The 20,978-nt window shown below is 39.5% G+C and carries 21 protein-coding genes; 17 read left to right on the forward strand and 4 right to left on the reverse strand.

Translation table 11 applies throughout. From position 1 onward, the window contains the following. Window positions 1–369: 369 nt before the first annotated feature. From B3297_RS17030 to B3297_RS17075, 10 genes are all read left to right on the forward strand, one after another. Window positions 370–1,257, forward strand: a complete 888-nt coding sequence (locus B3297_RS17030; protein WP_286779170.1) for an MBL fold metallo-hydrolase — start codon at window positions 370–372, stop codon at window positions 1,255–1,257. 228 nt (window positions 1,258–1,485) lie between these two features. Next, window positions 1,486–2,358, forward strand: coding sequence for an SH3 domain-containing protein (locus tag B3297_RS17035; RefSeq protein WP_070561108.1), 873 nt, complete (start codon window positions 1,486–1,488; stop codon window positions 2,356–2,358). Between the two features lie 47 nt (window positions 2,359–2,405). Beyond that, entirely contained in the window at window positions 2,406–4,784 is a 2,379-nt protein-coding gene (locus B3297_RS17040; RefSeq protein WP_070561109.1) for a hypothetical protein, read from the forward strand. A gap of 598 nt (window positions 4,785–5,382) precedes the next feature. After that, window positions 5,383–6,219 carry a DUF3347 domain-containing protein gene (locus B3297_RS17045; protein ID WP_286779171.1) on the forward strand — a complete coding sequence of 279 codons (837 nt, stop codon included), beginning with the start codon at window positions 5,383–5,385 and terminating at the stop codon, window positions 6,217–6,219. Window positions 6,220–6,394: 175 nt separating this feature from the next. Further along, window positions 6,395–7,327 (forward strand): TIGR01777 family oxidoreductase, encoded by a 933-nt coding sequence (locus B3297_RS17050; RefSeq protein ID WP_070561112.1) that lies wholly within the window; start codon window positions 6,395–6,397, stop codon window positions 7,325–7,327. Window positions 7,328–7,385: 58 nt separating this feature from the next. Further along, window positions 7,386–8,246, forward strand: coding sequence for a fumarylacetoacetate hydrolase family protein (locus tag B3297_RS17055; protein WP_201639160.1), 861 nt, complete (start codon window positions 7,386–7,388; stop codon window positions 8,244–8,246). Window positions 8,247–8,395: 149 nt separating this feature from the next. Then, complete coding sequence (locus B3297_RS17060) at window positions 8,396–9,415, forward strand: methionine ABC transporter ATP-binding protein (protein WP_112376361.1); 1,020 nt, start codon at window positions 8,396–8,398, stop codon at window positions 9,413–9,415. After that, window positions 9,408–10,061, forward strand: coding sequence for a methionine ABC transporter permease MetI (gene metI / locus B3297_RS17065; RefSeq protein ID WP_046672885.1), 654 nt, complete (start codon window positions 9,408–9,410; stop codon window positions 10,059–10,061). The genes B3297_RS17060 and metI overlap by 8 nt, the downstream gene beginning before the upstream one ends. 15 nt (window positions 10,062–10,076) lie before the next feature. Then, the gene (gene metQ / locus B3297_RS17070) at window positions 10,077–10,889 is read left to right on the forward strand and encodes a methionine ABC transporter substrate-binding lipoprotein MetQ (protein WP_070561115.1); all 813 of its coding nucleotides are present in this window, start codon (window positions 10,077–10,079) and stop codon (window positions 10,887–10,889) included. After that, window positions 10,867–11,286, forward strand: a complete 420-nt coding sequence (locus B3297_RS17075; protein ID WP_070561116.1) for a YchJ family protein — start codon at window positions 10,867–10,869, stop codon at window positions 11,284–11,286. The genes metQ and B3297_RS17075 overlap by 23 nt, the downstream gene beginning before the upstream one ends. Before the next feature lie 203 nt (window positions 11,287–11,489). Here B3297_RS17075 and B3297_RS17080 read toward each other — a convergent pair whose 3' ends face one another. Then, window positions 11,490–12,926: a dicarboxylate/amino acid:cation symporter gene (locus B3297_RS17080; protein ID WP_070561117.1), complete on the reverse strand. Its 1,437-nt coding sequence runs from the start codon at window positions 12,924–12,926 to the stop codon at window positions 11,490–11,492. Between the two features lie 175 nt (window positions 12,927–13,101). Further along, entirely contained in the window at window positions 13,102–13,452 is a 351-nt protein-coding gene (locus B3297_RS17085; protein ID WP_046672889.1) for a 4Fe-4S dicluster domain-containing protein, read from the reverse strand. Between the two features lie 156 nt (window positions 13,453–13,608). On the opposite strand from B3297_RS17085, the gene B3297_RS17090 reads away from it, so the two are divergent. The 6 genes from B3297_RS17090 (at window position 13,609) to B3297_RS17115 (ending at window position 18,337) form a co-directional block, all read left to right on the forward strand. Next, window positions 13,609–14,622 carry an acyl-CoA reductase gene (locus B3297_RS17090; RefSeq protein WP_070561118.1) on the forward strand — a complete coding sequence of 338 codons (1,014 nt, stop codon included), beginning with the start codon at window positions 13,609–13,611 and terminating at the stop codon, window positions 14,620–14,622. Window positions 14,623–14,677: 55 nt separating this feature from the next. Beyond that, a complete protein-coding gene (locus B3297_RS17095; protein ID WP_070561119.1) occupies window positions 14,678–14,881 on the forward strand; it encodes a fructose-6-phosphate aldolase in 204 nt (67 codons plus the stop codon). Window positions 14,882–14,886: 5 nt separating this feature from the next. Further along, on the forward strand, window positions 14,887–15,567 hold the full coding sequence (locus B3297_RS17100; protein ID WP_070561120.1) for a cell division ATP-binding protein FtsE: 681 nt from the start codon (window positions 14,887–14,889) through the stop codon (window positions 15,565–15,567). A gap of 151 nt (window positions 15,568–15,718) precedes the next feature. Further along, window positions 15,719–16,270 (forward strand): nucleotide exchange factor GrpE, encoded by a 552-nt coding sequence (locus B3297_RS17105; RefSeq protein ID WP_070561121.1) that lies wholly within the window; start codon window positions 15,719–15,721, stop codon window positions 16,268–16,270. A gap of 10 nt (window positions 16,271–16,280) precedes the next feature. After that, entirely contained in the window at window positions 16,281–17,435 is a 1,155-nt protein-coding gene (gene dnaJ, locus B3297_RS17110; protein WP_046672894.1) for a molecular chaperone DnaJ, read from the forward strand. Window positions 17,436–17,749: 314 nt separating this feature from the next. Then, complete coding sequence (locus B3297_RS17115) at window positions 17,750–18,337, forward strand: porin family protein (protein WP_046672895.1); 588 nt, start codon at window positions 17,750–17,752, stop codon at window positions 18,335–18,337. 66 nt (window positions 18,338–18,403) lie between these two features. Here the strand turns inward: B3297_RS17115 and B3297_RS17120 are convergent, their stop codons facing one another. Then, window positions 18,404–19,177 (reverse strand): C40 family peptidase, encoded by a 774-nt coding sequence (locus B3297_RS17120; protein WP_070561122.1) that lies wholly within the window; start codon window positions 19,175–19,177, stop codon window positions 18,404–18,406. Window positions 19,178–19,250: 73 nt separating this feature from the next. Between B3297_RS17120 and B3297_RS17125 the strand changes: the two genes are divergently transcribed. After that, on the forward strand, window positions 19,251–19,724 hold the full coding sequence (locus B3297_RS17125) for a universal stress protein (RefSeq protein ID WP_046672897.1): 474 nt from the start codon (window positions 19,251–19,253) through the stop codon (window positions 19,722–19,724). Between the two features lie 77 nt (window positions 19,725–19,801). Here the strand turns inward: B3297_RS17125 and B3297_RS17130 are convergent, their stop codons facing one another. Then, complete coding sequence (locus B3297_RS17130; protein WP_070561123.1) at window positions 19,802–20,977, reverse strand: RsmB/NOP family class I SAM-dependent RNA methyltransferase; 1,176 nt, start codon at window positions 20,975–20,977, stop codon at window positions 19,802–19,804. Between the last annotated feature and the right edge of the window lies 1 nt (window position 20,978).

Genomic DNA, 20,978 nt, shown 5'->3' on the forward strand with positions numbered 1-20,978 from the left:
CCCCAAGAAGTCTGCTTGATCCCAAGACAGTTCAAGAACACCAGGGCTGACGTCCTCGGGTTGTGTTCGTATTGTGTTCGTACCACCTTCGGAGATGAACAATCTGGCGACAATTATTGACCTAATTCCGACCAGATAATTCCTGTACAGAGTCTGGTCGGAATCAGGTCAGCATTTGTACAATATCTGTATCGCATCCGAATAAGGTACGAAGCAGGTACGAACAAAAGGCAAGTTACATTCCTGAACATCGTTGTACAGTCTTTAGGCCCCAATAAGTATTGCAAATATTTTATCAATTTATTACATTGTGTTTGATTTTCATAACGCTATTAGATTGTTAAAAGCAATTTGTTCAACTTTGGCAATATGAAACAGCTTAAAAGAACAGGTTATCTACAAATTCCCTTCGGTACGCTCGAAATTGTGCTCCTGACAGATGGTTATTTTACACTAGAAACATTACAGCCTACCCTTGCCCCAAAAACACCGTCTCAACTAGTCGAAATGGAACTGCAAAGGCTTTCACTTTCAACAAAGATCTACCAAGCACCCATCATCATCATGCTGATTAAACAACAGAATCGATACATACTCATTGATACTGGTGAGGGACATTATGACACCGACAAAGCCGGAAATTTAATGGAAAGTCTGCTTTTAGCAAATATTGACCGTAATAAGATAACCGATATTCTCATTACGCACGCACATCGCGACCATATCGGTGGCATATTAGATGCCGATGGTTCACCCAATTATCCAAACGCAACTTACTACATGGCTAAACCCGAATTTGAGTTCTGGATGTCAGATCGTCCTGATTTTTCGAAGAGCGAAAATCCAGAAATTGCTCAAGCTAGCATCGATTTAATACGAAAAACACTCGTTGCTATTGAGGTCAAATTACAGCTATTTGAACCGGGCGATCAACTATTTTCCTGCATTCATACAGAATCAGCAGCTGGGCATACCCCAGGACATATCATCTATACAATAAAATCCGACAATAGAGCAATTACAAATCTTGTTGATCTGATACATTCACCGATCCTAGTTTCCCAGCCTCATTGGGGAACTCAATGGGATATTGACTTCGATCGTGCTGTGGATACACGGATAAAAATACTTGATCGCTGTTATCAACAACAGACACTTGTGCTCGCATCTCATATGCCTTGGCCGGAGATAGGCTTCATTGGTAGAAAAAACAACGGTAAAGAATTGGAGTGGATTCCTAAAAACAGCATTAACTAAAATGTCTTTTCCAAAAGACACACAGCAGATAAATAATCTCCTTCAATTCCTGAAATATTCAAAATGCTCTCTTTCATAATTTTTGTTTTTCATCATATCCAATTTTTTGTAGCAAATGACTCAAGGATTATAAAATATCGTTTCTGGTACTATACAAAAAAATACCTGAAACCAGTGATAAGGGGTATGGGCCAATTCAGCTATTTTTGTAGGAAAGAAGAGTGAAAAATGAAAAAGTTAATTGGATGCTATTTTATTATTTTAAGCATCGGACCACTTTGCTTAAAAGCGCAGGAAAATTTAAAGTTTGACGATAATTTCAACGTTTGGAACATACAGAAAGGCCAGTCAGCAACTGTTTTTGCAGCCAAAGCTTACGTCCGTGCTCAACCCAGTCTAAAGGCAGCAATCGTAGATTCTTTATCCGTAGGAAATGTCGTTACGATCAATAGTAATCCCATCAAAGGAAATACACTAAAAAATTTTTATGCTCCTTGGTATGAGATAAGTTATTCCGACGGTAACAGCAAAAAGAATGGATTTATTTGGCTTGGACTATTAGCGCTCGGAAAACAGACCGCATCAGACGGCTCGCAATATATTTACGGTTTTGAACGTTTCACCAAAGGTATCAACGAACAGGAACAGGATCATTTCTCAACCGGGGTAAAGCTTATCGACGCAAATGGAAATTTTCTAGCTGAACACACCTTCCCTTTCGCCTATTCAGAACAAACCTTCTCCCAAAGTAAATTGCTGCCAGCAATGGGGCTGCAAAATGTCAAACACATCATCCGCATTGAATTTCTGGGCGAAGCTTGTGGCATACCCTCTGAATATAACTATGTGGCCTGGACGGGACGGCAGCTGGTTGATCTTCCTAGCCGATATTCGGTTAGTGATGCTGGTGTGTTCTATTACGATGAAAAGATTCTTTTCCCTTCCGAACACGGAAAAAATAATCAGATTATCTATAAATACATTGAAGAGGGAGAAGTTATCGACGATAATGCGGAAAATCCAAATTTTAGGGTCACAAAAAAGAGTGAAGAATTTCTATGGAACGGTATTGGCTTTGAAAAGCTTTCGAAAGCTAAATAGTATTTTAAACAGATTTCAATATACTGAATACATACAAGAATTAATAAATGGAAGAAAAGAATATATATGATTTGTTCTACAGCGGACAACTAGACCTCTTTATTATTGAAGGAGAAAATCAACTACGACAAAACGATCAAGATGTGACGCTTTGGACACACCTCGCCATCGCCTACCACGATCAGCTATTTTATGAGGGCCACGAAGCTATTTTCGATGTGATTCAGGAAAAAATGATTCCCTATTTTCAAAAAGCATTGGCCATCGAACCTAATAATGAAACGACTCTATATCATATACTGAATTATGTTTTAGACAATCAAGCAACACTAGCGCAAATTGGTCGACCAAAATCCCATATTACCGAAGACAATAAAGGTTTATTTATCGAATATGCAAAAAAATTAATCGCTTCCCCGAATATGTCCGGATATGGTCACAATTATTTAACCAATATCTACGAAGGGCTCCAGGATGATACAGCGTTGCTCCCAGCTTTGGAGGCGAGTATTGATTTCGTTAAAGAAACATTCAAGGATGAACGAGAAACCTCTGATCATAATTTTTCCCTCTTTTGGATAAAGAAAATATATCTGCTCGACCGTACAAAACAGATCAACACATCCAATATTTTAGCTTTAATGGAAGCAGATTTTAAGCATTTCATCAGCAGCAACGAAATGAATTATGTGGATCTTGCTGAAATTGCTTACGAAAACAAAGCAATCGACCTAGCATTGCAGATTTTACTTAAGCTCATCAAAGGGGAAAACTCAGCCGTGCATATCCATCAGGAGCTGGTTAAATGGCATACTCGATTTGAAGAATTGATTGCCGAGGGGTATGAGCACCCTGAGGTCTTCTACTATCAGCTTATCATTGAGCGTAATTACTCGGAAGAAATCGGAATCCCCCTTGACTATTATTATCTCCATGCACTCAAATTGATCGACGCCTATCCTGACTCTTACGTCGGTTACCATTTTGCGGCAGCCTATCTCTATGACGAGGGACAGTATGCTGCTGCTATTCCATATCTGACTATGGTAGGCGAACGGAAATGGAACGCAACATCCTGGCGACGTCTAGTTGAATGCACTTTTAAAGCCAATGGAACAGTTTACGATCAGGTCCCTACTTTCAATGACCTTCCCCGTGAATGTTACAATGAAGCTGTTATGCTATCTGATTTCATTCACTCCCTGGACAACTTAACCGCAGTCGATCAGTCTGCACTACAATTGCTCGTCCTCGGACTTTACCGTCAAGCCTACGATGCCTTCAAGGACTATTTTGAACAAAATAAATACGAAAGTGACTATTTTGGAGGCAGTCACAATAGGGCCATGAATTGCAATAATCTAGCTTTAGCTTATAAAGAAGCCGGTGAATTGGAAACCTGTTACGCTATCGCAACCGAAGGATTAAGCTATTCCGACTTTGAAGAACTTCATTTCACCCGAGCCGATACCTTGTCAGCCTTGGAAGATTACGTACGTCTCGAGCAAGTACTTCAACAGTACTTTGACACCTATCAGATCTCGTTGGAAGCCACTCTTGCGCAGCAAGAATTTACTTCAGAAGAAGACGAAGAGGACGAAGAAACGGAGTCTGCCATATTTCCTCCTTGTTACCGCATGCTTATGCATCAAATCGACGTCGAATATCAACTGGGTCGTACAGCGGACATTCAATCCCGGGCGCAACAGCTTCTGGAGTTTATTTACAAATTCTATATTGATCATCCCAATTTAGACGAATATCACTACCGTGACTTTGAAGCGTCAAAGAATGGGATCGAGCATATTATCTATCAGATAACCGAACAGGATAATTTAGCGCAACGCATCTCTTATTACGAACAAATGGCTAAACAATATCCACACGAGGCTCAGCCTCAATATGTGTTGATGCAGCTATATAATGAAAAGAGCAACTACAAAGCCATGAACATCGCTGCGCAGAAATATCTTAAAAATAAACCGGAATTTATTATCGACAATTTCGACAAGGCAAAAACACTCTATCTCATCATTAAAAGCCATTATTACCTTATGGAATTTAGTGCAGGTAAGGAAACATTCCAAAAGCATGATAACTGGGTCCAATCGATCATGGAGCCTAATGACTATGTTCTTTGGTTAAAATTCGGCATTGAACTTTTGGCCGAAAACGGAGCTATAAACGAAGTAGATAAATACGTCAAAGTTTTCAACGGTATTTATGCCCAACACGATTGGGGTTATGACGATGACGTCGAATCGGTTAAATTAGCAGAAGCACATGTGAACTATAAAACTGGGAATCTGAAAAAAGCACACAGCTTACTTGATGAAGTGCTTTCCTATTCGGATCACTCTCCTCTGGCTGATGAATATAAATGTACCTGGAAAAAGCCAGGCTTCTTCTCTGGTTTTAAATTTTAAGTACTTCTTTTGCTTAAAAAAAGAAAGAATTCCAAACGTCGCTCCATGTTATTCGGCCCTCAGAACCCAAATAACATGGAGCGAATAAAAAAGTCCTTAATGCCAAAAAAAGTTAAAAAGGAAGCAGATTCTGCCCAAAACGACTATATTTGAACTGACATGGCAATTAAGCGACTTATACTACTTTTTTTAACCTTAGGTTTTCTGTTAAGTGCACCCGGCGCTTTTGCCTGCCATAAAATGAATGCACACAGCAGTCACACCCAAGATGATGCTACCACTGACAAAAAGGACCATTGTTGTGCAAAATTTAAATCTTCCAAAAAAAAGGCTTTCTGTAAACATCATAAAGCCTGTAAAAATTGTAATTGTCAATGTGCTTATAGTTGTACGATTTTGGCAATTTCCAACCCTCTTGAAAAAGGTCATGAACTTTGCGGTATAGCCATCAAAAAAAATTATAAACCCATAGCGCCAACATTTATTTCTGAAGGATATTTCTGTCCCTGGGTTCCGCCAAAAATAAGTTAATTCTCGTATTGATCATTTATCAATCATTTTTGATTACTTATTTTTATATATTCTTTTATCTAATCATATGAAAATCCAACACTATATCATAACAGGGGCTTTAGTGCTATCCTCTTTGACAAACTATGCACAAGACAACAACACCGTGAACAACAATGTTAAAATTGCCGGGAACTGCGGTATGTGTAAAAAAACAATAGAAAATGCAGGAGCCGCCGCTCAGGCGAAAGTTGAATGGAATGAAGACAACCAAACAGCGACAATAGCCTATGATGCAAAGAAAACGTCCTTAGATGCTGTATTGAAAAGTATCGCTGGAGCAGGCTACGACAATGAAAAATACCTTGCTGCCGAAGACACCTATGCTAAGCTACACACTTGCTGTCAATACGAAAGGAATTTAGCTCCTCCAGTTTCAGACGCCCCCCAAGATGCAACCATTGCAGCGGTAGCTTCAGTAGATAACATCAGCAACGCAAGCAATTTTCAAAAGATCTATGACCAATATTTTCTGCTTAAAGATGCGCTTGTAGCAGCGGATGGTAAACGAGCTGCAGGCCTCGCAAACGATCTTGCCGATGCTATCGCCAAGGTCAAAACTGCTGATCTAACGCAAGCGGAACAGGACGTCTGGAAAACCAAAACAGCATCACTCAAAGCCATTGTAAAGAGCCTACAACAGGCCAAGGATATCAGCAAACAACGAGAATCCTTCGCAATTTTGTCAGAAGATATCTATAGTTTGTCCAAAAACTCAAAACCATCTTCTGCTGTTTATTATCAAAAGTGCCCGATGTTCAATAAAGGTAAAGGTGCCACTTGGTTAAGCCGTCATAAAGAAATCAAAAATCCTTACTATGGCGCAAAGATGCTAACCTGTGGTAGCACAATTCAAACGCTTTAACAAATAACGTCAGTTAATCGACTCTTAAAAGGTTTATCTCGTCGGGAGATAAACCTTTTTTTGTAATTGCTGCCGCAATGATCGATTTTTTATAAACCAAAATAGTATATTTAATATCAGCAGAAATAGGTTCGCTTAAATGACAATATGCGTATATTAAAACAAGGTTCGATTCATGGAAAAAGTAATTATTACAGGTGGTGCCGGAGCTATAGGTCTTCATTTAACAAAACTATTGGTTGCCAATTTCTATGAAGTTATTATTTTTACTAGAAATCCGAAATCCCATCCCGCACAGCCGAATGTCAGATACGTACAATGGGATCCCTATAAGCAAGAGATAGATGCCAAATCAATTCAGGAGGCCGATTATATCATCAACCTGGCAGGCGCAAACCTCAATGCCAAACGCTGGACAAAAACATATCAGCAAGAAATTATCGCCAGCCGGGTCGAAAGTGGGAAACTGCTCTACCAAAGTCTTAAACAACTACCTAATCAGGTAAAAGCAGTTATATCTGCCTCCGCTATAGGCTGGTATGGAACTGACGATCCCTACCAAAAAAGACCTTTTACAGAAGGAGACCCACAAGGGGGCAATTTTCTATCCTGGGTTTGCAACCTCTGGGAAGGAAGCGTAAAACCTATTGAAACACTGGGAAAAAGACTCGTTGTCTTCCGTTTTGGAGTCGTTATCAGTAAGGATCAGGGAATGCTAAAAGAAATCGGACGCTTCCTACCCTTCCGTTCAGTTCCGATATTGGGTTCTGGCAAACAGATGCTCAGCTGGATCCATATGGATGATCTCTGCCGCATGCTGTTATTTGGTATACAAAATAATACCATAGCCGGGATTTATAATGCCTGCTCGTCCGAACCGCTTCCGCTTGCCGAGTTTACCAAAAGAATAGCGAAACGTCAATACGGTCCATTCTACATACCCCTCCCAGTCCCATCACTGATGATTAAGCTGATGCTCGGAAAAAAAGGAGAGGAAATGGTACTCAATGGGACATGGGTGAGCAACAAAAAGATTGTTCAGGAGAAATTCCCTTTTAAATATCCCCTTTTGGACAATAATTGTATAGATAATTTACATATCGATTAATTGTTAATTCGCGTTAATTTCCGCCCTTTTTGGGACAAAATCCGTATATTTGCGGCTTATGAAGATTTTTAGATATGGCGCAAAGGGCTCCGAAAAAGCGGGAGTCATTTTAAACGAAAAGAAATATGATGTTTCGGAAGGAAATTTTCAATATAACCGCGATTTCTTTGCGGATATTGCAAATTTGGAAAAACTTCAAGCATATATAATTGAAAAAGGCGACAAGCTTAAAGAGATAGCCGACGACGAGCGTATTGGTACACCATTGGAAGCTCCTTCCAAAATACTTTGTGTAGGACTTAATTTCGATGATCACGTCAAAGAGACCAAATTACAACAAGCTTCCGAGCCTATTGTATTTATGAAATCTGTATCTGCATTCAATGGCCCTTTTGATGGAATTACCCTTCCGAAGTTCTCTGTAAAATCTGATTGGGAAACCGAATTTGCCATTGTAATTGGAAAAAAAGCTTCTTATGTTACTGAAGAAGAAGCTTTGGACCATGTGTTTGGCTACGTGCTACACAACGATGTGACAGAGCGTGAATTTCAAATCGAGCGTGGCGGAACCTGGGACAAAGGTAAAGGATGTGACACGTTCGCCCCTATTGGTCCGTTTATAGCAACCAAAGATGAAATCACAGATATCGATAACTTAAGAATATGGCTTAAACTTAATGGTGAAATCATGCAAGACGGCAATACAAGTGATTTTATCTATCGTGTGCCCAAATTGATCTCTTATTTAAGTCACTTTATGAGCTTACTTCCTGGCGATATCATTTCCACAGGATCGCCTGCAGGATCTGGCATGGGCAAATCTCCACAAAGATTCCTGAAAGATGGCGATGTCATCGAATATGGTATTGATGGACTTGGATCGGCAAAACAAGTGATTTCAGCTTATCAAGGTTTATAAAAAATAGATATCTGGGTTCTTTCATTCTTTTTCAGTCTGAAAGAGCCCATTTTCTTTCACTTGATTTTATTTTATCCCCGGCATTTGTGTACATTTATATCAACATCATCCATTTGTCCAACTAAAATTGCTAAATCCCTACAGGGTCAATGATTCAACTAAACAACATATCCAAATCTTTTGCGGTAAAAGCGACACGTATTGATGCTTTAAAAGACGTCTCACTGTCTATTGCAAAAGGTGAAATTTTTGGTGTAATAGGCGCTTCCGGAGCGGGTAAAAGTACTTTGATTCGTTGCGTCAACCTTTTGGAAAGGCCAGACAGTGGTCAGGTAATTATAGAAAACAACGACTTGATGTCGCTGCCTGCCAGTGATCTTATGTTAAAAAGAAGGAAAATTGGTATGATTTTCCAACACTTCAATTTGCTATCATCACGAACAGTTTATGGAAACATATCCTTCCCGCTCGAACTTGAGGGCAAATCTAAAGAATTTATCAGCGGAAAAGTGTTGGAGCTATTACGTTTGGTTGGGTTGGAAGACAAAGCCGACGTGTACCCTGCAAATCTTTCAGGAGGCCAAAAACAACGCGTTGCCATCGCGCGTGCATTAGCCAATGATCCTTACATTCTACTTTGCGATGAGGCTACAAGTGCCTTAGACCCAGCAACCACAAAATCTATCCTCAAACTGCTAAAAAAAATCAATAAGCAGCTTGATCTTACGATATTATTGATTACGCACGAGATGGATGTCATAAAAAGTATTTGCGATCAGGTTGCCGTATTAGACCACGGAAAATTGATTGAAACTGGTCCGGTAGAATCAATATTCGCCAATCCTCAGGAAACAACAACCAAAAACTTTATTCAGTCTTCACTTGAAGTTGAAATTCCACTAAGTTTTCAGGAACGCTTGAAAAGCGCTGGAAACCCACTCGTAGAAATCTATCTAACTTCAAATGAAGAATCCATCCCATTTATACAACATTTGGAACAACAATTTCAAGTCAAGACAAATATCATCACCGCTCAAATAGATTATATTGGCGAAATGAAATTTGGTGTTATATTAGCCGAACTATCGGGTGAAAAAGAAAATGTTATGCATAGTCTATCTTTCTTAAAAGAAAAGCATTCACAAACTAAAATCTTAGGCTATGTCTGATCAGGTATTTAATCTTCTGCTATCGGGTACTTTAGAAACCCTAACCATGACTTTCTTATCAGGTTTCTTTGGTTTTGTACTGGGTCTTCCACTCGGGATTTACCTGTTCTTGACCCGCAAACATCAACTGCTTGAAAACAAAGCCATGCACCAACTTGTTTCATTGCTAGTGAATGTGTTTAGGTCTATCCCCTTTATTATACTTATCGTATGGATGATTCCGTTTACACGCAACCTTGTCGGAACATCTATTGGTATGGCCGCAGCATTGGTTCCCTTGAGTATAGGTGCAGCTCCCTTTATTGCAAGACTTGTGGAAAATAGTCTTCTAGAAATTCCAAATGGCCTGATTGAGGCTTCAAGAGCAATGGGAGCAAATGCCCAACAGGTAATTTTCAAAGTTTTACTTCCTGAGGCTCTCCCCTCGCTGGTAAACAATGCAACAATTACGTTGATCACACTTGTTGGATACTCCGCGATGGGTGGCGCTGTAGGTGCCGGTGGACTTGGACAGATTGGTTATCAGTATGGTTATGTCGGATATGATACTTTTATCATGAATTCTGTTCTAATTTTATTAATTTTAATCGTATTCCTGTTACAGTATACAGGAGACTACATCTCAAAAAAAGTAAACCATCGTTAACATAAATTATATCATATGAAAAAATTGAACTATGCATTTGCGATCTTAGCCTTCAGTCTCGTATCGATTGTGGCATGCAACAACAGCGAAAAGAAAGAGAATACCCTTAAAGTCGGTGTGGTATCCGGACCAGAAAAGGAGCTTGCAGAAACGGCTAAGAAGGTTGCAAAAGAAAAGTTCAATCTTGATGTGGAGTTGGTAGCTTTCAACGACTATGTTGTGCCCAATGAAGCCCTAAATCAAGGAGATATCGATGTAAATGTATTTCAGCATCAGCCTTATTTACAGGAACAATCCAAACAACGCGGTTTTACAAAGTTAACCATCGTCGGAAACACATTTGTATTTCCGATCGTTGCCTATTCTAAAAAAATAAAAAGCATCACCGAGTTACAGCCTGGCGCGAGTATTGCCATCCCCAATGATCCTACCAATGGTGGCCGCTCACTTTTACTTCTCCAACGCGAGGGCATTATCGGCTTAAAAGAAAATGTAGGCATACAGCCTAAAGTAACAGATATAGTAAGCAACCCTAAGCAGGTTAAAATCATTGAGATGGAGGCACCACAGTTGCCGCGCGTTCTGGATGATCCTCAGGTTACAATTGCCATCATCAACAATAGTTTCGCCGCTCAGGCTGGGTTGGATCCCGAAAAACAAGGCTTATTCACAGAAGACAAAGAATCACCTTACGTTAATCTGATTGTTGCCCGTTCGGATAATAAAAACGATGAAAAGGTGCAGCAGTTTATTCAAGCGTATCAGTCACCTGAAGTGGAAGCTACCGCAAAAAAAGTCTTCAAGAATGGCGCCATTAAAGGCTGGTAAAATTTTTAAAATACAAGTGATAGCATCAGATCAATTATGCCCCTGTGGCTCTGGCAATACCTTTGGAGAATGCTGCCAACAAATTCATCGTTTCCATGCCAAAGCAACCACAGCAGAGGCATTGATGCGTGCACGTTATAGTGCTTTTGTGACACAACAGATCGATTTCCTATACGATACATTTCACCCCTCAACACGACGGTTCCAAAATAAACAGGCCATTGGGCAATGGGCGCGGGACAATAAATGGATGCAACTCGCGATCCTGAAATCTACACTCCATACGGTCGAGTTTGAAGCACATTATCTGGATCCACAGATGGAAGTTCATATTCACCATGAAAAGTCTACCTTCAAAAAACAAGGTGATTTATGGTACTACGTTGACGGGCGCTGATATAAATAGTTTGCTTGCAAGCCATTGGAAAGCATACCAGACTATCAACAACAGCTTGCAAGCAGCTTTCCGTTCCATAAAAATTCTCTTCTATGAAATAAAATGTGGTTTCAACTAAGTCCTTATTTTTGCTCATAAAAAAGCAGTCTCAACGGGGATGTCAAGACTGCTTTTCTGCAACGAATATTCGTTAGTTATTTCTATTAGATCGCCTGTTCAGTATCTTCGCGATAAGGAGCTTCTTCATCAAACTCACCCTCCCATTTAGCAACAACAACGGTTGCCAAACAATTTCCGATCACATTTACAGAGGTACGCGCCATATCCATGAGTTCATCGATACCTAAAATGGCAGCAATGACAAATGTTGGTAAACCAAACTGATCCGCTGTCGCAATCAAAATAATTAATGAAGCTCTTGGGACAGCAGCAACACCTTTGGAGGTAATCATCAATGTAAATGCAATCATCAATTGATGTCCAAACGACAAATGGATACCAGCCGCCTGAGCGACAAAGATGGCAGCCAATGATAAATAGAGTGAAGTACCATCCAAGTTAAAACTATATCCTGTCGGAATGACAAACGAAACAATCTTACGTGGCACACCAAATTTCTCCATTGCGCTCATTGCTTTCGGTAATGCCGCATCTGAACTTGTAGTGGCAAATGCAATGGAAACAGGTTCCTTAATCGCATTTATAAAACGTTTCACAGGTATCTTTAAATACAAAGCTACAGGAAGCAATACCAAGCATAAAAAGCATACTAAAGCAAAATACAGCGTCGCTAAAAGCATGAAAAGATTCTTAAGGATATCGACACCGAGATGCCCCACAGTATAGGCCATGGCAGCACCAACCCCGATAGGCGCAAAGTACATAATCATGTTCGTAAACTTAAACATCGTTTCAGACATACTCTCGGTAAAATCAACCAAGGGTTTACGCTTTTTCTCATCGACCATTGCCAGGCCAATCCCGAACAAAATTGAAAATACAACAATCTGTAAAACTTGGTTATCCGCTACAGATTTGACAATATTTTCAGGAAACAAGTCGCGTATAAAAGAAGTGAACTTGTATACAGGATGCACATGGTCCGGAAGGGTTTTGAGGATATGCTCATCCATACTTTCCTTCGGCGCAGGGAGTTCTTCATGTGGCATATGTGCAACATCAACGCCCACTCCTGCTCGAGTCAGGTTTATAGCACCTAAACCAATAAAAATAGCACATGTCGTTGCGCAAAAGAAATAAAGCATCGATTTCCATGCCATACGTCCCACCTGTTTCAAATCAGAATGCCCTGCAATTCCATATACAAGCGTAGCAAAGAGAATCGGTCCCACAATCGTCTTGACTAACTTGATAAAACCTTTACTCAAAGGTTGCAGGGAAATCGCTAGATTTGGAAAATCCAACCCGACAAATATCCCCATAATCATACAGGTCAAAATCCAAGTGGTCAAATTTTTCTTAAAGAGCGCATTTACAACCAAAACGGTAGCAACTATCCAACGGACAGCCATTAGAAATTCATGCGAAAAGCCTACAACATCAAATTCGTATAATACAGCAATGATACAAGCTAATGTAACTGTGATTAGGGTTATCAACCCTATTTTGGTTTTTAACATTTAAAAGATTTTAATGGTCAAAAGAACAAAAATAAAAAAATACTATGCTTTTGCAAATATTATTATTCCAAATAGCCAAGATTCACAACAAAATATCGATTTCGCCAAAATAGAAAGGCACAAAAAAGGCAGGAAAATTTCTTATCCTGCCTTATATTTTAACGGAACACTAAATTTATTCCGCGTGTAACCAAGCTTTTTTCGCTAATAGCTCATCGTTCGATTCACGTACATCTTCGTCATCCACACAACAATCTACAGGGCAAACCGCTGCACATTGAGGCTCATCGTGGAAACCTACACATTCCGTACATTTATCTGAAACAATATAATAGACTTCATTAGAGATCGCTTCTTGAGACTCGTTGGCATCCAGTGTAACACCATCGCCAAAATCAATAACCCCATCCAAAGCCGTCCCATCTGAGAATTTCCAAGTTACACCAGCATCGTATATTGCATTATTTGGGCATTCCGGTTCGCAAGCACCACAGTTAATGCATTCGTCTGTAATTTTAATCGCCATTTATAACCTCACAATTATGATAAATAAACTATTTTTGCATTATCAATATGAAACAAAGTCTGATTGAACAATAAGGCTAGTTGATTCACGTTGATTAATGTTAACAGCACAAATATAATACAAATTTGTGTATTCATCTTTTAAAATTTTAATATTTTGACAAAGCAACAACGAATAAATGCATTTGTAAAATTAGGCGAGCGGCTGCAAGAGCGACCTGATGATTTGATTCAAATCATTCAATTCGCCCAACATAAAAACCCCTGGTATACGCCTCAAAATGTTGAACGTGCCATTCAAGCCATTGCTGCCAATTTGACAATAGAAAAGCTGAATCACTGGTTGGCTCCTTATCCAGATCTAAATTCAACGAAAATTGTAGGATTAATTCTGGCCGGCAACATCCCCTTGGTTGGCTTCCATGATATGCTATCGGTACTGATCAGTGGCTTTAGAGCCAAAATCAAAGTCTCATCGGACGACGCAGGATTGACAAGTTATGTGCTCCGCCTCCTTAAACAAATTGACCCGTCCTTTACCGATGCCTTTGAAATTGTTGACAAACTAAAAGATTTCGATCTGGTTATAGCAACAGGTTCCAACAATAGCTCGCGTTATTTTGACTATTATTTTGGAACCAAACCACATATTATTCGTCGCAATAGAAATAGTGTTGCCATCATCGGTGGACAAGAATCTCCCGACCAGCTTGAATCACTGGGACCCGACATCTTTGATTATTTTGGGTTAGGCTGTCGCTCTGTATCAAAGTTATTCATTCCAAAAGATTATCCAATAGCACACTTCTTCGAAGGTATCGCTGCGTTTAACAACGTGACGGAACATTTTAAATATAATAACAATTACGACTACAACAAATCCATCTATCTGATCAACGGCGACAAGCATTTTGATAATGGATTTTTATTGCTAAAGGAGGATGAGCGCACAGCTTCTCCCCTTGCTGTAGTTTATTATGAAACATACGAAACACTGGCTGAAGTTGAAAATAAACTCCAATTAGCGCAAGAAAATATCCAATGTGTTGTATCAGAAATAGCTTTAAATGTGCCCTCGCCAGTATTTCGTTTTGGAGAGAGCCAATGCCCTGCTTTGGATGATTTTGCTGACGGCGTGAATACATTGGATTTTTTATTCGCAAACCAATAAGCTTCCTTTAAATTCATAGTAAATAAATTGCATTAAAAATACTAACTTTGAAATTATGTATATCATTAAAGTAAAAGGTGTCGCCAAAATCCCTGATTATGTTCAATTAAGAGATGATGCCTTCACCTTGCTGGCATATTTTAGAGTCGACCGCCCAGATAAATCACTTGATAAGATTGGATTAGGAGAAAAGGCAGAATATATCATGCAACTGGTTAAAGAAATGCCTTTTGGGCAAATTAAAAAATTAGAATTTTAGCTTCCATGATTGAAAATAAAGTCATTACATTAAAAAACGTTGATATCTTCCAACAAAAACATTTGGTATTGTCCAATGTCAATTTAAACATTGGTAAAGGAGAGTTTATTTATCTTATCGGCCAGTCCGGCAGTGGAAAAAGTAGTTTACTAAAAATCATTTACGGCGATTTATACATCGGCAATGGTGAGGGAATGATTGCGGGCTTTGATCTTAAAAAGCTGCACGAAAATGATGTTCCCTACCTGCGTAGAAAATTGGGTATTGTATTCCAGGACTTCCATCTTTTATCCGATAGAAGCATCGAGAAAAACCTCGAATTTGCACTGAAAGCAACAGGCTGGAAAGATAAGAAAATGATCGATAGCCGGATATTGGATGTATTGGAAAAAGTTGGGCTTCGTTCCAAACTTAAGAAAATGCCACATGAGCTTTCTGGTGGTGAGCAACAACGCATTGTAATTGCCCGCGCATTACTAAATAATCCTGAAATTATTCTGGCAGATGAGCCGACCGGTAACTTAGATCCTGCGACATCAGAAGAAATCGTCTTATTATTGCGTGACATTGCCAATTCGGGAACGGCTATTTTAATGGCAACACACGATTATACCATTATCCGTAATATGCCATCCCGCATCATCAAAACTACTGATGGGGTATTACAGGACAATGTCAGTATCTAGACAGAAAACTGACATATAAAAATAAGATTCCGACAAATTGTTAGGCTTTTTTAATAAAATCTGACAAGCTGTCGGAATTTTATTGTTTGGCAAAAACTTTGACAAACGAAGCATAGAGTAAATTTTTGAATCTAATTTTAGCATTGAAGATATGAATGAGCAAGATAATTATTACGATGAAGGTCAAGATCCAGTAGAAACAAATTCTTCTGAACAACAGGAACAGCCTGCTGATAATATAGCAGAAGAACTGTCTACTGAAGAGAAATTGGCTGCAGAATTGGCAGAGGCAAAGGATAAATACATTCGTCTTTCTGCTGAATTTGACAATTATAGAAAACGTACAAGCAAAGAACGTGTTGAATTGATTCAATCAGCAGGAAAAGATGTCATCAGTAAGCTATTACCTACACTAGATGATTTTGACAGAGCGTTAACAGCCATGGAAACAGCGACAGATGTTGAATCTGTAAAAACAGGAATGGATATTGTTAACAACAAATTCAGACAAACGTTGTCGCAATTGGGGTTAAAGGAAATGGATACCACAGGCCAAGCCTTCGATCCTGAATTACAAGAAGCTATCACAGCAATTCCTGCACCCACAGCAGAATTAAAGAATAAAGTAGTTGACGTGATCGAAAAGGGGTACTACTTAGGTGACAAAGTGATCCGTCACGCAAAGGTAGTTATAGGTCAATAATATTAAGACGATGTCAAAAAGAGATTATTACGATATACTTGGTGTCTCGCGATCAGCGGACGAGAAGGAGATTAAATCAGCATATCGCAAATTAGCGATAAAATACCATCCGGATAAAAATCCTGGTGATCATGAAGCTGAAGAACAGTTTAAGGAAGCTGCTGAGGCATACGATATCTTGAGCAATCCACAAAAACGTCAACGTTATGACCAATTTGGCCATGCCGGTAATTCTGCAAGTGGTGGTTTTGGCGGTGGCGGCGGTATGAATATGGAAGACATATTCAGCCAATTTGGTGATATCTTTGGTGGAGGACATCCATTTGAAAGTTTCTTTGGCGGTGGCGGTGGCCAGCGTGGCGGCCGTCGGGTAGCTCGCGGAAGCAACTTACGCATAAAAGTTAAATTAACACTCGAAGAAATTGCCAAAGGCGTCGAGAAAAAGGTAAAGGTCAACAAACAAGTGGTCTGTCATTCTTGTGACGGATCTGGTGCTAAAGATAAATCTTCGTTCCATACCTGTAAAACCTGTGGCGGATCAGGATCAGTTCGAAGAGTAACAAATACCATCTTAGGACAAATGCAAACAACAAGCACTTGCCCTACGTGTAATGGTGAAGGTGTTGAAATCACAGCAAAATGTACAACTTGTAGAGGTGAAGGACTCGAACGCGGTGAGGAAACAATTGCGATCAATATTCCTGCGGGTGTAAGTGAAGGCATGCAACTTTCCATGAGTGGAAAAGGAAATGCTGCTCCGCGTGGCGGCGTCCCAGGAGATTTAATTATCCTGATCGAAGAAGTACCACACGAAAGTCTAAAACGCGATGGACTAAATGTAATCTATGATCTATACATTAATTTCGTAGATGCGACCTTAGGTACTAGCGTGGAAGTTCCTACAATAGATGGAAAAGCGAAGATCAAAATTGAGCCCGGTACACAAGGTGGTAAAATTTTACGGTTAAAAGGAAAAGGTATTCCCGAAGTCAACTCTTATCACAAAGGGGACCAACTTGTATACGTTAATATCTGGACACCAAAAGCTGTGTCTAACGAAGAAAAAGAATTATTGAACAAACTGAAAGAATCACCAAACTTTAAACCTCAACCAGGTAAAAGTGAAAAATCATTCTTCGAGCGAATCAAAGAATATTTCGATTAAAATCGGTCTTTCAAATACAAAAAAAAGCCATTTGTCCGCTGTTGACAAATGGCTTTTTTTTATCTTCTTACTTGAAATTGACAATTAAAAACAAAAAGTCAGGACAATATCATTATCGTTAAATAGAAACGATAAAAATAAAAATACACTAAATTTTAACGCGCTGAACCACTATCAATTACCATAATGGCAAAACATCTAGACAATCTAGTGACAAAAAATTAAAATAAGATTTCGATATTTGACTAACAAATTTAAAAAGTCAGGAAGTATTTACTGGCTTATTAGAACAAACTATTTTAAATAAAAAAGACATGAAAAAAGTTTTACTAACATTGACTGCCATTGCAGGTTTAACAATAGCAGCACAAGCGCAAACTGAACAAGGAAAAATTATGGTTGGTGGTCAACTTGGCTTCGAAACATCAAAAGTAAAAGATACTGATCATAAAAATAATTCATTCTCAATCAACCCAACAGTTGGTTACTTTGTAAGCGACAACTTGGCAATTGGTACTGGAATTGGTTACAACTGGGGAAAAACTGAAACAAGTAAAGATAATAGCGTTAAAAACGATGCTTTTCAGGTATCACCTTTCGCTAGAAAGTATTCTGCAAATGGCCCTGTAAGATTCTTTGCTCAATTGTCAGTTCCAATGGCGTGGGGTACAACCACAACTGAAGTAAATAACGTAGAGACAAAAAATAAATTCGAATCATATGGTGTGGAACTAGCACCAGGTTTAGCTTACTTCCCGACAAGCAAAATCGGTATCGAACTAAAAGTCAGAGGTTTATATTACAACTACAATAAAGATAAAACGAATGACGTTGCAGTAAATACATTTGGTCTGAATGTTAACTCATTAGCGCCAACTTTAGGTGTACAATTCCACTTCTAGTCAGTACGGAATTTAACAATAGGAAAGGCTATAATTACTTATAGCCTTTTTTTATGTCCTTCGCGATCATGTATACCGTTTAACAATCCGGAGTTTGTGTGTGTAACGGTTCTGTTCAGTATTAAAAATGCCCTCCGCATCCATCCGATCGACACGCACTTTCGCTGAAGCGTGGATAATCGTATCGCGATCCAGCATAATCCCTACATGGGTAATCCTTCCTTCGGCGTTATCGAAAAAAGCCAAATCCCCTACCCGTATTTCCGAAACAAAATCCACTGTCTGCCCCATCTCCGCCTGCTGGTAAGCATCGCGAGGTAAGGAAAGGTCAAAGCAACGATAAATCAATTGGGAGAAACCGGAGCAATCAATTCCCCATTGTGAACGTCCACCCCATAGATAAGGAACGTCATTATAACTTAAGGCCAATCGCACCACCTCGGTTTCAAATTGCTCTCTGGTAAAGGTATTGATACTACCTTGATACGTTAATGTCAATGGCGATAAATTGACGGTATTCCCTGTATTTAGATAAAGCTTGGTACCATGACAGAGCTGAAATTGTGTTGTATCGGTAAAAAGAACTCCACCCTCCCGTCCAACGATAGTAGGTTTTCCACTCAGATAATGTTGCCTATCCAAGTCGTTTAGTTCCTGAAACTGTCCGTTTTGAATCCAACCCAAATAGTCCGTTTCCAATAGACGTATTGAGGTCCAATCGGCCTGTTCATCAAGGATCTCAAAAAGTTCCCCAAACAATACCTGAGAAACCATTTCACTGCGGTGTGCCTGTTCTGAACGTAACGGAACGAGAGCTAGTGTACAAATACCATATTTCATGTGCTAAACAAAACAAAATCGTCAAAAATGTGATTATATATTATATGACGAAGATAAATTAATTATAGTAGAAATGGACAATACAAACTCAAAATTCAAAAGGATACTCGTCGCTGTCGACGACGAACCATGCTCAGAGAAGGCGATACTATATGCCAAAGAAATGGCCGCAGTATTTGGAGCCTCCATAGCGCTTGTCACTGTTGTTCCCCCTACTTCTCCGGCCAACTTTGGCGCGGATCCACTATTAGGTCAGCAACCTATCATTGTTCCGGAAGTATCGGAAATGGAACAGGATAATGCACAAAAATACCTTGAGAAAATAAGCCGCGAGTTTACAGGTGCAGGCGAAGTTTATCTTTTTAATCGAATCGGATCCATTAAAGAAGAAATTCTGGCGGCATCCCACGAGTGGTCCGCCGATCTTATTATTATGGGGACCAATGGACGGACTGGCTTTGACCATTTCATTTCTGGTTCCGTATCCGAGTCAGTCATTCGCAAATCAACTTGCCCTGTGCTCGTTATTCCCAGTAAATGTGACTGATACTAAATGATTTCTACATATAAAAGGCTATTTTTTCCAATGAAAAAATAGCCTTTTGCTTTTATTGCTTCTGAAAATTACCTTTTAATCAATCGCGCCACAAACATACTATCCGCTTTCTCTTCATAACCTTTCAAATAGTCCATGCGTTCGATTTCAAAACCAAAATTATCCACAATGTAATTGACAACATCTTCATTTTCCGCTTTAAAAATGGAGCAGGTTATATAAATCAAAGGCTTGCCCACTTTAACATGTCCTACTACATTACTTGCAATATTTTTTTGTAGTGCATTGAATTCGCCAATCTTAGCAGCCCGAAACTGTCTAATCATTTCTGGTGTACGCCCCCAAGTCCCCGATCCTGTACAAGGCGCATCCAATAACACCCCATCAAATCTTTCGCTCCCAAGAAGCGCAAAGGTATCCTTAGTAAGATCAAGTATTTTTTTTCGGTAATGCTTGATTCCAGCACGGTCAAAACGTTCATCGAGATTTCGGAGAATACTCATGCGAACATCGGATACCAAAAGATTGACAGTCGGACAAGCGTCCATCAATAAGAGAGATTTGCCACCTGAAGCTGCGCACGCATCCCACCAGGATTCCTTTTCAGCTGGATCCATATAATCCAACGTGCGCTGTGAAGAAAGATCCTGCACTTCTATCATTCCATCCAGCGTATCAAATCGCTGCAAGGATGTTCCATTATTCAAGGCAATAGTCTGATCGCCAATCATGGAATAAGGAATCTGATTGTTATCCAAAATAGCACACACGACTTTTGTCTTTCCGCGTTTCACCCGAATATATAAATAAGGCTGTATCAACTGGCTCTCTAAAAATTGTACCATGTCGATCTCATCAGAAATATGATCCGTAAATGGAAAGAGGTCATTCAGGTTAAAAACGCCTTCTGATTCCAGAAATGCAATTTTGTCCTTCAGTGGTAGATGGATCTTATCGCTGTACGAAGGCTCAAAAAGAGCCACCAAGGGGCTTTCGTGTTCACACAGGAATTCCGCAAGCACCAATCTACGCTGTTGTGACAGCTGCGAAGCTGCCGTTCCCAGACGAAAATAATTATAACATAAACGGGAAGTAGCCTTGCGATCGGATGATCCCATTTGCTTATTCAGCTTAAAAAAAGTAGTCAAATAACGCGAAAAGGGTTGATCCGCTTCAAAACCATCCATTGCCCGCTCAAAATTACGTATTTGCTGATGAACACGTCTTTCACTGAATTCCGCCATT

The organism is Sphingobacterium sp. UBA3519 (assembly GCF_002377215.1).
GTDB lineage: Bacteria > Bacteroidota > Bacteroidia > Sphingobacteriales > Sphingobacteriaceae > Sphingobacterium > Sphingobacterium multivorum.